15 protein-coding genes are annotated in these 15,654 nt (G+C 36.6%); 12 read left to right on the top strand and 3 right to left on the bottom strand.

Annotation, left to right across the window (positions count from 1 at the left end; translation table 11 throughout):
• Window positions 1-14: 14 nt before the first annotated feature.
• The 9 genes from FF105_RS08530 to FF105_RS08490 all read left to right on the top strand — a co-directional run bounded on the left by FF105_RS08530 (window position 15) and on the right by FF105_RS08490 (window position 10,536).
• A complete protein-coding gene (locus tag FF105_RS08530; RefSeq protein ID WP_224144576.1) occupies window positions 15-1,934 on the top strand; it encodes a glycoside-pentoside-hexuronide (GPH):cation symporter in 1,920 nt (639 codons plus the stop codon).
• Between the two features lie 55 nt (window positions 1,935-1,989).
• Window positions 1,990-3,195, top strand: a complete 1,206-nt coding sequence (locus FF105_RS08525; RefSeq protein ID WP_290046653.1) for an arabinogalactan endo-1,4-beta-galactosidase — start codon at window positions 1,990-1,992, stop codon at window positions 3,193-3,195.
• Window positions 3,196-3,320: 125 nt separating this feature from the next.
• Window positions 3,321-4,829: a UDP-glucose--hexose-1-phosphate uridylyltransferase gene (galT, locus tag FF105_RS08520; RefSeq protein WP_224144574.1), complete on the top strand. Its 1,509-nt coding sequence runs from the start codon at window positions 3,321-3,323 to the stop codon at window positions 4,827-4,829.
• Between the two features lie 6 nt (window positions 4,830-4,835).
• Complete coding sequence (gene galE / locus FF105_RS08515; RefSeq protein WP_290046652.1) at window positions 4,836-5,837, top strand: UDP-glucose 4-epimerase GalE; 1,002 nt, start codon at window positions 4,836-4,838, stop codon at window positions 5,835-5,837.
• Between the two features lie 25 nt (window positions 5,838-5,862).
• A complete protein-coding gene (locus FF105_RS08510; protein WP_290046651.1) occupies window positions 5,863-7,053 on the top strand; it encodes a galactokinase in 1,191 nt (396 codons plus the stop codon).
• 632 nt (window positions 7,054-7,685) lie between these two features.
• Window positions 7,686-7,928 carry a transposase gene (locus FF105_RS08505; protein WP_224144570.1) on the top strand — a complete coding sequence of 81 codons (243 nt, stop codon included), beginning with the start codon at window positions 7,686-7,688 and terminating at the stop codon, window positions 7,926-7,928.
• A gap of 45 nt (window positions 7,929-7,973) precedes the next feature.
• The gene (locus FF105_RS08500; RefSeq protein WP_224144569.1) at window positions 7,974-8,732 is read left to right on the top strand and encodes an IS3 family transposase; all 759 of its coding nucleotides are present in this window, start codon (window positions 7,974-7,976) and stop codon (window positions 8,730-8,732) included.
• Between the two features lie 224 nt (window positions 8,733-8,956).
• On the top strand, window positions 8,957-9,862 hold the full coding sequence (locus FF105_RS08495; RefSeq protein WP_224144568.1) for an AbaSI family restriction endonuclease: 906 nt from the start codon (window positions 8,957-8,959) through the stop codon (window positions 9,860-9,862).
• Between the two features lie 206 nt (window positions 9,863-10,068).
• Complete coding sequence (locus FF105_RS08490; protein ID WP_290046650.1) at window positions 10,069-10,536, top strand: hypothetical protein; 468 nt, start codon at window positions 10,069-10,071, stop codon at window positions 10,534-10,536.
• 313 nt (window positions 10,537-10,849) lie between these two features.
• Here FF105_RS08490 and FF105_RS08485 read toward each other — a convergent pair whose 3' ends face one another.
• From FF105_RS08485 to FF105_RS08475, 3 genes are all read right to left on the bottom strand, one after another.
• Entirely contained in the window at window positions 10,850-11,767 is a 918-nt protein-coding gene (locus FF105_RS08485) for an IS30 family transposase (protein ID WP_224144566.1), read from the bottom strand.
• A 154-nt stretch (window positions 11,768-11,921) separates the two neighbouring features.
• Window positions 11,922-12,560 carry a DUF4230 domain-containing protein gene (locus FF105_RS08480; RefSeq protein ID WP_290046649.1) on the bottom strand — a complete coding sequence of 213 codons (639 nt, stop codon included), beginning with the start codon at window positions 12,558-12,560 and terminating at the stop codon, window positions 11,922-11,924.
• Between the two features lie 231 nt (window positions 12,561-12,791).
• Complete coding sequence (locus tag FF105_RS08475) at window positions 12,792-13,418, bottom strand: plasmid pRiA4b ORF-3 family protein (protein ID WP_290046648.1); 627 nt, start codon at window positions 13,416-13,418, stop codon at window positions 12,792-12,794.
• 370 nt (window positions 13,419-13,788) lie between these two features.
• On the opposite strand from FF105_RS08475, the gene FF105_RS08470 reads away from it, so the two are divergent.
• From FF105_RS08470 to FF105_RS08460, 3 genes are all read left to right on the top strand, one after another.
• A complete protein-coding gene (locus tag FF105_RS08470) occupies window positions 13,789-14,130 on the top strand; it encodes a hypothetical protein (RefSeq protein WP_290046647.1) in 342 nt (113 codons plus the stop codon).
• A gap of 242 nt (window positions 14,131-14,372) precedes the next feature.
• A complete protein-coding gene (locus tag FF105_RS08465) occupies window positions 14,373-14,633 on the top strand; it encodes a transposase (RefSeq protein ID WP_290046646.1) in 261 nt (86 codons plus the stop codon).
• 20 nt (window positions 14,634-14,653) lie between these two features.
• A complete protein-coding gene (locus FF105_RS08460; RefSeq protein ID WP_336621645.1) occupies window positions 14,654-15,475 on the top strand; it encodes an IS3 family transposase in 822 nt (273 codons plus the stop codon).
• The last annotated feature ends 179 nt before the right edge of the window (window positions 15,476-15,654 follow it).

The following is a 15,654-nucleotide window of genomic DNA, read 5'->3' as shown; positions in this document are numbered from 1 at the left end:
TTAGGAGAAAGAATATGAAAGACATAACTAAACAGAATTTTTCTCGAAATAAGCTAGTAGAGATGATTTCTTTTGCACTTGGTAATCTAGGGCACTCTGCATTCTATGGTGCATTAAGCACTTATTTCATCGTTTATGTCACAAGTGGCATGTTTGATGGGTTACCGCAATCGGTAGCAAACAAGTTAATTGGTTTGATTACGGCTCTTGTGGTAATTATTCGTTTGGCCGAAGTAGTTATCGATCCTATTCTTGGAAACATTGTAGATAACACAAAAACGCGATGGGGAAAATTTAAACCTTGGCAAGTAATTGGCGCGGTTGTTAGTTCAGTGTTATTAGTTGTAATATTTACTGGAATTTTTGGGTTGGCTCATATTAATTGGATTGCTTTTGCGATCGTTTTCACAGTTTTATTTATTTTACTAGATATTTTTTATTCCTTTGCGGATGTTGCCTATTGGGGAATGGTGCCGGCTATATCTGAAGACAGCAAAGAGAGAGGAATTTTTACTTCCTTAGGGAGTTTTACTGGTTCTATTGGTTGGAATGGTCTTACGATGATTGTTGTTCCTGTCACCACATACTTCACTTTTATCACAACTGGTAAACATGAACAAGGGCCTTCAGGCTGGTTTGGATTTTCAATAGTTGTTTCTGTTGTAGCCGTTTTATCAGCTTTAGCAGTAGCATTTGGAACTAAAGAAAAAAATAACTTGATTCGAAATGCTGCAACAAAAAAAACAAGCATTAAAGATGTATTTTCAGGGATTATTCATAATGACCAAATTTTATGGATTAGCTTAGCATATCTAATGTATTCACTAGCATATGTTGTGACCAATGGTGTTTTATTTTACTTCTTTAAATTTGTGCTAGGAAAACCAAACGAATTTTGGATTGCTGGCGCTATTGCAACAGTAATAGGGTTTTCTACTGCTCCGTTGTATCCGATTCTAAATAAGTTTATCACCAGAAAAGTATTATTTAGTATTGGACAAATGGCAATGATCTTATCATATCTGCTTTTTATATTCGGAAAAACAAATATGATGATGGTTACAATAGGTCTTATTTTGTTTAATTTTACTTTTGCGCAACTGGTTGTTGTCTTATCACTAACTGACTCGATTGAATACGGGCAATTAAAAAATGGTAACCGCAACGAAGCTGTTGTCTTGGCGGTTCGACCTATGTTAGACAAGATAACCGGTGCTTTTTCAAACGGAATCGTTGGAACAATTGCAATTGCTGCGGGCATGACTGGATCAGCTACCGCAGCGGATATTAGTGCAGCAAAAATTAATACCTTTGAAATCTATGCTTTTTACACACCGCTTCTTTTTTCTATTCTAGCCTTAGTTATATTCTTGTGGAAAGTTAAAATCACCGAGAAAAAGCATGCCGAAATCGTTATTGAACTGGAAAAAACTTTATCAAATGGCGATAAAAAAGCTAACATTTCTGAAGTGAATGTCGAATATGAAGAAATATTTGCACCCGCCACAGGACAAAAAAAGCTACTTAATGAGGTTGATGGCAACACTATTTCTGGTATTGGTTTTGCTATTGATCCGGAAAAAGGCAATTTATTTGCACCATTTGATGGCAAAGTCGACTTTACCTTTTCTACAAAACATGTTTTGGGTGTTGTCTCCAACAATGGGTTAAAAGCAATTATTCATGTAGGAATAGGCACTATCAATATGCGTGGGGCTGGTTTTGTATCACATTATGTGGACGGCCAATCCTTCAAAAAAGGCGATCTTTTGATGAGCTTTGACAAGAAATTAATTACGAAAAACGGATATCAAGATGATGTTATTATGTACTTTACTCAACCAGACAATATTATAGATGTTCAACAAATTGATAATCGTGTCGTCAAACAAGGGGAGCAGATAGCGTCATTAACATTCAGGGGTGAAAGATAACCTAAAGGTGGACCGAAACAGTATGAACTCAAAAAGAAATTGGTTGATAGTAATCATGACACTTGCAATAACTAGTCTTTTTTCATTTTCGGTATCGGCTTCTGATGTTACTGTTCAAAAAATTAATAATTTGAACGGTAATACTATAAAAGGCGTCGATATTTCGTCTGTAATTAGTGAAGAGAAAAGTGGTGTACATTATTTCAATGAAGAAGGAAAACAAGAAAATATTTTTCAAATATTAAAATCAAATGGTGTTAATTATATCAGAGTTAGAGTCTGGAATAACCCATATACAGAGTCTGGTAATGGGTATGGTGGTGGCAATTCAGATTTAGCGAAAGCAATTTTAATTGGCAAACAGGCAAGTAAATACGGAATGAAGTTGTTGGTGGACTTTCATTATTCCGACTTTTGGGCTGATCCATCTAAACAGAAGGCACCCAAATCGTGGCAGAATTTATCTTATGATCAGAAACAAAAGGCAGTATACGCTTACACTCTGGATAGTTTACAAAAAATAAAACAGGCTGGAATAGATGTAGGAATGGTGCAAATTGGGAATGAAACTAATAATGGAATTGCGGGTACTAGTAAATGGCCAGAAATGGCTGGCATATTTAATTCTGGGTCAGCAGCGGTTCGTAAAGTAGATAAAAATATTTTAGTCGCCGTTCATTTCACAGATATACAAAAACAAGGAAACGATAAATGGATTTCAAATCAGTTGCATGATTATAACGTAGACTATGATGTTTTCGCTACTTCATACTATCCTTATTGGCATGGTAGTTTAAGTAATCTGACACAATCGCTAAGTGATGTTTCTCGTACCTATGACAAAAAAGTTATGGTCGCAGAAACTTCATATCCATACACCTATCAAGATGGAGATGGATTTAGGAATACAATTTCCAAAGATTCTAATGTGGTATTGGATTATCCCGTATCCGTCCAGGGTCAAGCGACGGCTTTGCGTGATGTTTTTCAGGCTGTCGCAAACGTCGGAAGCACAGGCCTAGGTGTTTTCTATTGGGAGCCCGCATGGGTCCCTGTTGGACCAAAGTCGAATTTAGAAAGCAATAGGCTATTATGGGAGAAATTTGGGTCCGGATGGGCAACCAAAAGTGCTAGCGAATTTGACAAAGATGCTGAGGGGAGTGCGGGGGGATCATCTTGGGATAATCAGGCTTTGTTTGATTTTAAAGGTAAAGCCCTACCTTCGCTAAAGACGTTTAAATATATAGACACTGGTCATTAAATAAACTGGTTGAAATAATGTTTGATTCATTGTGAATTTTATACGGTGATTGACATTATTGTAATCCCAAATTTTAATTTCTGGTGCAATGATTTTTACTTATAAAGATTGAAAGGAGAAGGATAATGGCGGAAATTGATTTATTCACAGCATTCGCAAAAAAAATCATTGAAGAATCTGATTATACAATTGATGACGAAATTTATTTGGTCAATCAAATTATGGGATTAGTTGGTGAAACAAATCATAATACGGCACCTCGCTTGGTAGATTATGACAGTTTAAAGACCCTAGCTTTACTAGATCAGCTGACAGCTGTTGCCGAAAAAAATGGGACATTATCGTTGCGTCAAATGAACACTGATATGCTAGGTGCGCAACTCATGAATTTTATTGTACCAAGGCCATCACAGGTTCGAAAAGTGTTTTGGGAGCATTATCAGCAATCTCCGCGACAAGCAACTGATTATTTCTTTGATTTATCCCAACGCAGTAATTACATTAAAACACGTGAAATCAGTCAAAATATTTCTTATCCGGTAGACACACAATATGGTACACTGCAAATTACCATTAATTTATCCAAACCGGAAAAGGATCCTAAAGCGATTGCGGCTGCTTTAAAAAATAAAAACCAACAGCAATCGCAATATCCTGTTTCACAATTGGCAAAAGAGAATGAAGGATATTGGGGACGACTGGATTATGCAGCACGCACCAATCATCGGGTTATTCCGATAACATTGGGACATGAAAAATGGTATTTTCAATATTCACCTTATGCTTATTTCAATGAACATGCTATTGTGCTCTCTGAAAATCTTCGCCCGATGCATGTTGATCGTGAAAACTTATCACGATTGTTAGAGTTTGTGTCTAAATTTCCAGAGTATTTCATTGGATCGAATGCAGATTTGCCAATTGTTGGCGGATCGATTTTATCACATGACCATTTTCAAGCTGGTCGTTATGAACTACCTATGGCAAAAGCAGCCATGAAAGAAAAAATGACCATTGCAGGTTGTGATTTACATGAAGCGGGTATTTTAAATTGGCCAATGACAACCATCCGCTTAATCGACGATGATCGTGAAAAGTTACTAAATGCCGCTGATAAAATTATGATGGCTTGGCAAAATTATGATGATGCCGCTCTTTCGATTCGTGCGTATGGTGATGATGGTGAACGGCACCACACGGTAACGCCGATTGTTAGATTTCGAAGTGGTCATTACGAAGTGGATCTTGTATTACGTGATAACAACACATCTGACGCTTTCCCAGATGGCATTTTTCACCCACATCCAGATGTTCAGCATATTAAACAAGAAAATATTGGTTTGATTGAGGTGATGGGGTTAGCGATTTTACCGCCACGTTTGAAAACAGAATTAGCTGAAGTTGCGCAATATTTATTAGGTAATGACAATAACATTGCATTAAAACACCAAGCATGGGCAGATGCTTTGAAGCAATCTGAAGTGATTAACACGAATAATGTGACACATATCGTGCAACAAAGCGTGGGACAGATTTTCAGTCGCGTACTTGAGGATGCAGGTGTCTTCAAAAATGATCAATCTGGACAAGATGGTCTGGAAAAGTTCATTAAGCAAATCGAAGTAGGGGAATAAATCAAAATGGCAGTATTAGTACTTGGTGGCGCAGGATATATTGGCTCACACATGGTGAAACGGTTGGTTGAAGCAGGACGCGACGTAGTGGTTGTGGACGCCTTGTTCACTGGACACCGCGCAGCAGTTAATCCAGCAGCGACATTTTATCAAGTTGACATTCGTGATAAGGCAGCTTTGTCGGCAGTGTTTGATAAAGAAAACATTGAACAAGTGGTTCATTTTGCAGCCTTTTCAATTGTGCCAGAGTCAGTGGCAAACCCACTGAAATATTTTGACAATAATACTAGTGGCATGATTACATTGTTGGAAGTGATGAAAGCACATGACGTCAAGCAAATTGTCTTTTCATCAACAGCGGCAACTTATGGTAATCCGGTTCATATTCCGATTAAGGAAACTGATCCGCAAAATCCGATTAACCCTTATGGCGAATCAAAGTTGATGATGGAAAAAATCATGAACTGGTCCGATCAAGCTGACGGGGTTAAATGGGTCGCGTTGCGCTATTTCAATGTGGCTGGTGCAGCAGAAGACGGCACGATTGGCGAAGACCACAATCCGGAAACACACTTGGTACCAATTATTTTGCAAGCTGGTTTGGGACAACGTGATTATATTGAAATGTTTGGCGATGACTATAATACATCAGACGGATTTAATGTGCGTGATTATGTGCATGTCTTAGACTTGGCAGACGCGCATATCTTGGCATTGCAGTATTTAGCTGATGGTCATGAGTCAAATCAGTTTAACTTAGGATCAGCGACTGGATTTTCAGTGAAAGAGATGGTCGAGGCGGCACGGGAAGCAACAGGGGTTGATATTCCAGCTAAGATTGGACCACGTCGAGCGGGTGATCCTGATATTTTGATTGCCAATTCAGATAAGGCACGAGAGGTGCTGGACTGGGCACCAAAGTACGATAATGTGCAAGACATTATCAAGACAGCTTGGCAGTGGCATCAGAGTCATCCTAAGGGCTATGATGAACGACATGAGGATTAATAACAATAATAGTGGAGATAACAATATGGAATCCAAAATATATAGAGAATTAGAGCGAGAATTTCAATCAAAATTTGACTCTCAACCTAGTGATTTTTTCTTTTCACCTGGTCGAATCAATTTAATTGGTGAACATACAGATTATAACGGAGGACATGTTCTACCTGCGGCTATAACGATTGGAACCTATGGTGCTGCAAAGTCTCGTCAGGATAGGTTTGTTAAGCTATACTCCAAAAATTTTTCAGATGAGGGCGTTATTACTTTTGATATTAATGATGAAAATCATTTGCAGAAAGGATCATGGGGGAATTTTGTAAAAGGTGTGCTTCAAGCATTGAGATTGTATGGTAATAAATTCGACCATGGATTTGAACTAACTATTGTCGGTAATATTCCCAATGGATCAGGCTTATCTTCATCCTCGTCTTTAGAATTACTTGTTGGAATTGTGGTTAAAAAGTTGTATGATCTAAAAATTCCTCGTTTACAATTAGTCGCTAGCGGTCAGAAAGCGGAGAATGATTATATTGGTGTTAATACTGGTATTATGGATCAATTTGCAATCGGATATGGTGAAAAAAATCAAGCAATTTATCTTGATACCAATACGATGATTTACGAACTCGTTCCCGTGAAAATGGGTGACAACGTTGTAGTAATTATGAACACAAACAAGAAAAGAGAGCTATCCGATTCTAAATATAATGAGCGTGTTAGAGAAACCCAAGAAGCTGTTTATGACTTACAAAGAGAATTGAGAATCAATTCTTTGGGGGAAATTGACAGTAAAACATTTGAAAAAAGCAAACATCTAATTAATAGAGAAGTTGTGGCGCGTCGCGCGAAACATGCAGTTAGTGAAAATGAAAGAACTAAAATAGCTGTGAAACTTTTAAAAGATAATCATATGATGGAATTTGGCAGGTTGTTAAATGAGTCTCATGAATCATTAAAGACTGACTATGAAGTGACAGGAATTGAACTTGACACCTTAGTAGAGACTGCTCAAAAAGTCCCAGGCGTTCTAGGCGCAAGAATGACAGGAGCAGGGTTTGGGGGCTGTGCTATTGCTTTAGTTAATAAACAAAATGTTGCTGAATTAAAACAAATAGTTGGAAAAGCATACAAAGATAAAGTTGGATATGAAGCTTCATTCTACGTCGCCGAAATTGGACAAGGAGTTCATTCAATAAGTTTAAATGCTGGAAAATAGTATACTTATAGTTATTAATCAGCAGTTGTAAATGCTCTTATACTAAAAAACTTACTAACATTAAAGGTGAAGATTATTCTCGACGGAGATGATCTTCACCTTTTTTAGATTCATTCTAAAATTGGTAGTGAAACTTAGGTCGTTGGTCCTTTTGGCACCAGATGTCGTAGAAAAAAATGGCCACTTGACTGGCTTTACCGCACAATTTGATCTTAGTAAGTTAGGCGCTAGACGTCGAGTATAGAAAATTAAATGGTCGTGAGGTTTCAGTGGTTGTTTCAAATATTTTTTAAGGAGGTGCTATTATGCACTATGTTATTGGTATTGATGTCTCTAAAGCTACTAGTCAAGTTGCGGTGGCGGTTGATGGTAAGGTAACTCAACATTTCAAGATAACCCATGATGTCCTGTGATTCAATCAACTCAATAAAATTATCATGCAATTTAATGAATTTCCTGATATTGTTTTTGAGGCGACCGGTATTTATTCGCGACGATTGAAATCATTTTTGGATTGGCATAATTATCCCTATACTTATCTCAATCCTTTAGCAGCAAAAAAACATGCTCTTATACTAAAAAAATGGACTATTTTTATTCAGTCCGTAAAATGAAAGTATAGGAGTATTTTTATGTCAATTCGTTATTCACAAGATTTCAAAGATTCATTGGTTAAACTTCACCAAGAAGGCCGTTCACTTAAATCATTAGCAGAAGAATTTGGACCTTCAAAAGATTCTATTGCTATTTGGGTCAAGCAAGCTACCCCAGTCATGATTCAGGGTCGGTCAAAGACTTTAAAAGACGTCAAGCAACTAGAGAAGCGCCTCGCTATTTTGGAGGAAGAAAACGAAATTTTATCACGCGTAGCCTGACAGGCATTGAGCGGCCATCTTACTAACCAAAAAATAGTCCGTAATGTGGGATTGCCGCTAGTTAATCAATTTTTAGCACAAGGCTACGCGCTTGTGCGTATTTTAAATGCACTTAAAATCAGATCTAGTACCTATTACAATTGGCGCCATTGGCAGCCCAGTCGACAAGAAAAGCGTAGAGAATCCCTGAAACCTTATATTTTAGACGTTTGGAAAACCTTTAAATTTTATGGTTATCGTCGTATTGCTGCTTATAGTCAACAAACCGACGGTCCGAAAGTATCTGAGTATATGACACTCAAATTGATGCGTGAATTAGGGATTAAATCCCGCATGCAAAAACGTTATCGCAAGCCAAAAACGGTTGTGACTGTTAATCAAAAGCCCAATTTGATTAGACACTTGCATGATTTGAGCGGTGTTTGGCAAACAGATATCACTTATATTCAGTTGACTAACCACAGATGGGTCTATTTAGCGACCGTTTTGGATCCTGAGAAGAGAAAAGTATTGGGCTATAAAATTGGCCATACAATGACAGCCGAGCTAGCCACAAGCGCCTTACAGATAGCGTTAGATAAGTATCGAAAGCCATTCATTATTCATTCAGATATGGGGTCACAATACACGAGTGCTGAGTTTAATATTAAATGCCAAAATTATGGCTTGAAACATTCATATTCACTCAAAGGACATCCGTACGATAATGGCCGTATGGAAGCGTTTCATTCAATATTGAAGCGTGAAGAGGTGTATTTAAAGGTATACCAAACATTAACTGAAGTCCAAGCAGCCATTGGTTGATATATCAATTTTTATAATCGCAATCGCATCTCAAATGTTGCCTAAGTAACTGAATAAATGTAGTCCAATTTATTGACTTCTGAGCATATCGACGTGCTTATGCGAAAAGAAAAAGAATACACAAGAATAAATAATCTTGAAGTAATCGCATATGCGCTATAATAATATTGGTTATTAAATAAAGATAATTGATACCGAATATTATCGCTAAGGAATAAATTTATATGAGTGCAGCGTTATCTAAATCTGAATACTTATACAAAATGTTTTCAAAACGCACAAAGAACAAAGATAGAGAAAATTACATTATTAATCGAATTTGGTCGCTATTAAATGATGATCGTATATTTCCCATTACTCAGCAACAAATTATGCGTACCAATCAAAAATTTAAACGTGCACTCGTTGATTTATATTTTCCTCAAATAAATCTTGGCATTGAAGTTGATGAAGATCATCATCTGAGTAACTCAAATAAAGATTTCGATAGATTTCGTGATATACGAGAGGTAAATGAAAACTATTATGAGTTAAGGATAAAAGTTGATTCAAATAAGAATCAAGATATCGAATTTATACATGCCCAAGTTGATATGGCTGTGTCTTTAATCAAACGGAAATTTTTGAGTTATAAATTTGAGGGTGATTGGTTTGATGATTTAAAGAATCCACAAAAAGTTGCTATTAATCAAGGATTTTTATCGTCAAAACAAAATTTATCGTTTAGTACCCATGTACAGGCATTACAAACTTTTGGTTTTACGGGACGTCAAATGATGAGAGCTGGATATCCACTTGAAAAATTAGGATATTCAAATGATTACCATGTATGGTTTCCCACCATTGATCAAGGAGAAAACTCCGCAAGTAATAGTTATCAGTGGACAAACAGTATAGAAGAAATCGAAAATGAGTTATACATCACAGAATCCTTAAAAAATCAACAAGATATTGGTCCAGAAATTGGTTGGAACAAACGTGTTGTTTTTGCCAAAATTAAAGATCCAATTTTTGCTAAAATTGCGTATAAATTTATTGGTATTTTTTCGTTTGATAATGTCAAAAGTAACCAATCAAAAATATACTACAAACGTATCTCAGATACTTTTCAATTGAATCAGTTAACATGAACAAATATTTTTAACATGATAATTAGTTACCGTAATATTTGTTCTTTGATTAGCTAACAAAATAGGAATATTCATAGACACGGTAGATTTATATATTGTACTAAATCAATTATTGATCTAGTAATTACCACAAAAAATGTTTTAACAATTTGCAGTATTGTGTCAATTCTTGCAATCTATTCTATAGAAAAACACAGGAAATCAAAATGAGTGAAGATTATCTTAACATGACAATTGGGAATGTTTTAAAAAAATTAGAACAAAGCGTTCCAGATACAGAGCATTCAAAAAGAATATTTGATGTTGAAGAAGGAGAACAAGACAAGTGTTTCCAATCAATAAGCACTTCAAACTCAGGACGACGTGATTGGATTATATTATGGGAAATTTATGGCAGAAAAAGTGAGAATCTGACAGAATCACCCAATCAAAAGTTTCATTTAAAAAATTATCTGGAATTTAAATTACAAAATGGTTTGCATTTATCTGATAATTTTTATGTTTTTTGTTACAGATATATTCGCAACTCTGCTTTAATTATATATATTAGAGAAATAATTTTTGATGAAAGCAGAGATGCTTTGGATTCAGTTGTTGAACAAATTATTAGTCATTACAAACAAGGAAATAAAATAAACAGCTCATCAAGGTATGCAAAACGCTCAACATTATAGCACTAAAATTAATTAAAATGCACATTAATTCGTAACCAATCATAAGCAAAGTGATTAGACTTGATAATATAAGTCTTCTTTTGTCAATATTGTTGAAATATTTATAGAAAGCACCCGTAGTGATGCCAAGTTCTAAGAGATATTTCATGATAATCTTTCGCACGAACCCACTTTGTAGTGGTGTTTAGAATTAGAGATTTGGTATTCTTCATATTTTTTACCTTACCATTAATTTGCTTGGGTGATGTATTTAAAAGACAACAGTGTTATCTTTTTTTGTCAAATAACTTTTATACTCGGTAGATTGCAAGAATTAACCGAACACTACGAACTGCTGAAAAACCTTTCGTGGTGATTGCCAAGTGAGTGTTTTCATTGGTCTTGCATTAATCCAATGATTAATTTGATCTAATTCTTTGGCGCTAACTGTTTCAATTTTGCGCTCCTTTGGTATAAATCGCCGAACGTATCGGTTTAATATCTCATTACTCCCACGTTCCTCTGGTGAATATGGGTGCGCAAAATATACTGGAATTCCTAGTTTCTGCTCGATTTCATCATATTTTGCAAACTCTCGTCCACGGTCAACAGTGATTGACTTGTCATTCTTGATCCCTTTAAAGAAACGAATTAAGGCTGGCGTCACTGCCTGACTGTTGCGCCCCGCAACATGTCTCACAATATGTTGCCGGCTTAGTCTTTCAGTAATTGTTACGAGTACTTCACCACGTTTCTTACCCGATTGCATCGTATCAACTTCAAAATGTCCAAAGGTTTGTCGTGCTTTCACACTTTCAGGTCTCGTTTCAATCGAACTACCATGCACAAATACTTGTCGTCTACCATCAGATTGACGCTTTTGGCGGATACCTTTGTCAGGCAAATCAGCCACTGATAGTTTGAGTCGGCCAGCATTGAGCCAATTATAAATCGTTTTGAAAGGTAACCCTAAAACATGAGCAGCCGTTTCTGGTGACCACTTCAAAATACCAATCTGCTCATTCAAAAAGACAGCGATAGCTGGTGTTAGTGTATGATGACGACCACGTAGATGACGTTTTTTCAATGCCAATGCATGAGCAATATCAGCTTTATAGGGCGTGACTTGATGAATTTCAACGGAGACCGTCGCAGGTGATCGGCTAATAAAGCGCGCAATGGCACGAACCGAATAATTCAATTCCAGCAAAGTTTGAATGACAGTACGTTCTTGAGATGATAGACTAGTCATGAGTCGCAGATCCTTTATGGTTGTTTTGGACAATTACCATTAAAGGCGCTGCGGCTTTTTTATTCAAGTGTTCGGTTTAATTTTACAATCTACCAAAAACCGTCTAACATTTTTGTTAGACGGTTTAAATTAACCATAATTAACCAATATACGATTACTCAAAATTAACTTTCACATTTGTTTCTTTTTCAGTCGACTTGAAAAGTGTGGTGTAATAATCCTTAGCAGAATCCTGAATCATGTCTTTGTATGTTTTTAAGTAATGCTTCTGTTTACTACTTGAAAGTGCTTGAGAAACAAGTTGTCCCGTATCTACGTTTTTTGTTGATGCACTCAAAATATTGCCACTATCATCATAAAGTTGATAAGGATTTTTCTTATCTAATTCGACACCAATAACGTCGAATTTAGGTACTGTAATATCAACTTGGTTCTTATCATTATATTTAATCTTGACAGGCTTTTTTATCCCCAACTTAGCATCATAGTTTAAAATAATTATCGCTTTTTTCTCTGTTAGTGGTACCCCTATGTGAGTCCATGGTATTTTAAGATTATTCCGTCTTGTTTCGATATCTTGTATACCGACATTCAAAAAAACATGTTCATCAACTTTTTCAAGGTTTTTAACCATTGTAGCTGTAGTTGACTGACTGGTTTGAATTCCGGCATCTTGATTATTGAAAAGACTATTTAATTTAAAACCAGCAATCAAACCGACAATTAAAATCACGATTAACAAGACCAGGATAAGCCATGTCTTAGTTCTACTACTTCTTCGCCTAAACTTCATTATAGTTGTACCCGCTGTATATATTACTTTTTGCTAACGAATTTCATGACTAATCCAAAAATTACCAATCCAACGAAAGCCAGGGTAGGATTTAAAAATAGTAATCCAAACAATACCAAAACTAAAATAATAGTTATCACTTTTTTCATCTCACACTCCAGTAAATTCTCTCAATTATTACTATATCATATTATAGGATTTCACTAAAAACAATAACTAGAGTTTTCCTATCTACTCATTATCTTCGTATTGACGCCTCAAAATGCTTATTTCTGGCTTCAGTTTCTCATTGGCAATTGGCAACGAGAAGGGACGAAGGTGGGGTAGTTGATTACCAAAAATCTCATAATAATGATCAAGCTCATCACTTCCAAATGCCTCTATATAATCATGTAATCCAGAGTTGCCGCCGATATCTTCGATTAGTCCATAGCCCGATCCTCCAGTGACCCTAGGAATGTCATGCAACAATATTTCTTTTGTTTCTATTGATTCAACGTTTAAAGAAATCTTCCAATTATCTCCGAAGTCGTACTGAAATGTAAATTGATTGCTGAGATTTGAAGACGAAAAAAATTGACTCAAATTTGTTTCCATGACACTATAATGGTTACCGGGTGCTACGAATTCTGGTAAATCCATTTCTGGCAATAAATAATAGTAAGATTGCTGATGATTAAAAAGTTCAAAACTCTTTTGAAAACCAAATAGGTGGGAGCCTTCTAATCCAAAAGCAGATATTAAGGTATAACCAAAATATGCAAGTGAGCGTTCCGCATTAATCAAAATCGTTCGACCAATGACTGGTTGAAAATCATCGAGTTTAGCTTCAATTTGATAGATTGTATGATTGGCCATTGTTTATTTCTTTCAAGTTATTTTTGTTTGTTAAAAATAAGTTTAGCACATCATCCTTAAGGCTAGTATAAATTTATAAGACTGAGATTATTGCTACACTATACTGGGGTTTATTGCTGTTAATGTTTGCTTAATAATTTTGCTTGAGAAATGCCTTGACATTAGCAAAGAAATATTATAAATTTAATTCAACAAATAAATCACGTGTTATATCAAGAGCTAGTGAGTGGTTACACACTTTGACCTAGCAGCAACCTGCCAACCGGTAAGGTGCTCCACTGTAAACGGATATACGTCACTTAACCGTGTTCGTATATCGAGCGCGGTTTTTTTGTGACAAAGTCCCAGTGACGTTAAACAGGAGAAATAGATGTCAAGTATACTAGATGATCAACTACGATTCATGGCTTTAAAGCAATACGGGTTAATTGAATCAATTAAAACACCCGACATTTCGGAAGAAGATTTAGCATTAATACTGAAAAATACAGAAAATCAAAATATGGAACAATTAGCAACTGAACAGCTGCAACATCTTAATAGTCAGGCCATCCAAAATAATTTGAATTTGTATCACAAATTCTATGATTTGAAAGGTATGGCAGCTTACAGGGCGAGAAAACAAAGTGTTATCGAACTAAAAAACAGATATAAGAAAGCTAATCCTGATGAAAAAGTTAAAATTCTGGATATTTTATATAATGCTAATTAATGTGATAGCACACTCAAACCAGGATTTTTTGCAGCTGTCGTGATATCAAGTGCTGTTTAAAAGCTGAATTAGATTATTGATTTGATAGAACGCAATCTTGTTCACTTAGTATGGTCAACTTGCGTTGATTAGTGGCATAATATAAATATGAATTATAGATATAATTAGTGTGCTCTTATGCTAGATTTACGGACAGATTTTCTTCTGCCCTGTAAACTAATAGCATAGGAGCATTTTTTAATATGATTCGATACAAAAAAGAATTTAAGCAGTCTCTTGTTAAGATGCACAATCAAGGACGTTCATATACTGATCTATCCGCTGAATACGGACCTTCGGTCGACTCAATCCGTAACTGGGTCAAGTTGTACGCGGTCCAAGAAGTGCACGGCGAAAAATGGACGCAAGCTGATGTAAACGCATTACGAAAGGAAAACGACAAACTTCGCGAAGAACTTGAGATTTTAAAACGAGCCGCGGTGTTACTTTCGAAGTACAACTAACGCAAAATCGCGAATTAGGACTGGAAATCATTGACCGTTCGCTCGCAATGGGACACCGCATAACAAGCGTTTTATCAGCTTTGAATATTGCTCGAAGCACTTATTATCAATGTAAAAATTGGCATCCCAGCCAACAAGAGACGCGTCGCAACGCTCTAAAAACGGCAATCAAAGCCGTCTACAACACCAATCGTGGGATCTATGGCTACCGACGCATCGCCGCATTTTTACGGTTCATTTTGAACACTGAAGTTGGTGATCGTTTGGTTTGGGAGCTCATGAATGAGATGAGCCTTAAATCTCGCATGGTCAGGAAGTCATATAAGAAGCCGACGACGACCACTGACACACCACAAAAGCCCAATCTCATGAAGAATTTGGAAGATTTGAGTGGCGTTCTAACGACTGACATCACGTACATCCAGCTGATGAATAGAGACTGGGTTTACCTGGCGACGGTCTATGACCCAGAAAAACGCCGTGTTGTCTCATATGGACTGAGTTCAGAGATGACCAAAGAATTCGCAACATCTGTTGTCGTGAAGGCTCTAAGAGCCAACGGTAAACCAAAGATGATTCACAGCGACATGGGAAGCCAGTACACTTCAAGTCTGTTCGAAGGAACGTTGCAAAACGCTGGGATAGATCATTCTTACTCGCGTAAGGGGCATCCTTACGACAACGCACGTATCGAGAGCTTTCATTCGCTCATCAAGCGTGAGCTGATTTATCACGAAGAATACAGAACCATTGATGATGTCAGGGCATCTGTCGAATGGTATGTGAACTGGTACAACAACGAACGTATTAATTCACGCATTGAATGGCTTCAAGCCGCCTAGACCAATGTTTGGTTGACTTAATCTCGGTTATCGGCACTAGCCGATACGACGCCGTTTATAAGCCGTCACTTGTGAATTTCAAAAATTCGTCTTGTGAAGGCTTATTTGTTGCACGACACAACTTGTGAAATCCGGCTGATTCACAATCTATACCACCCGCTTTCTCTCACCGGCAGGGC

The sequence above is a fragment of the Leuconostoc sp. UCMA20149 genome (genome assembly GCF_030400235.1).
In the GTDB taxonomy this organism is placed as follows: domain Bacteria; phylum Bacillota; class Bacilli; order Lactobacillales; family Lactobacillaceae; genus Leuconostoc; species Leuconostoc pseudomesenteroides.
This window is presented reverse-complemented; position numbering and strand designations above follow the sequence as displayed.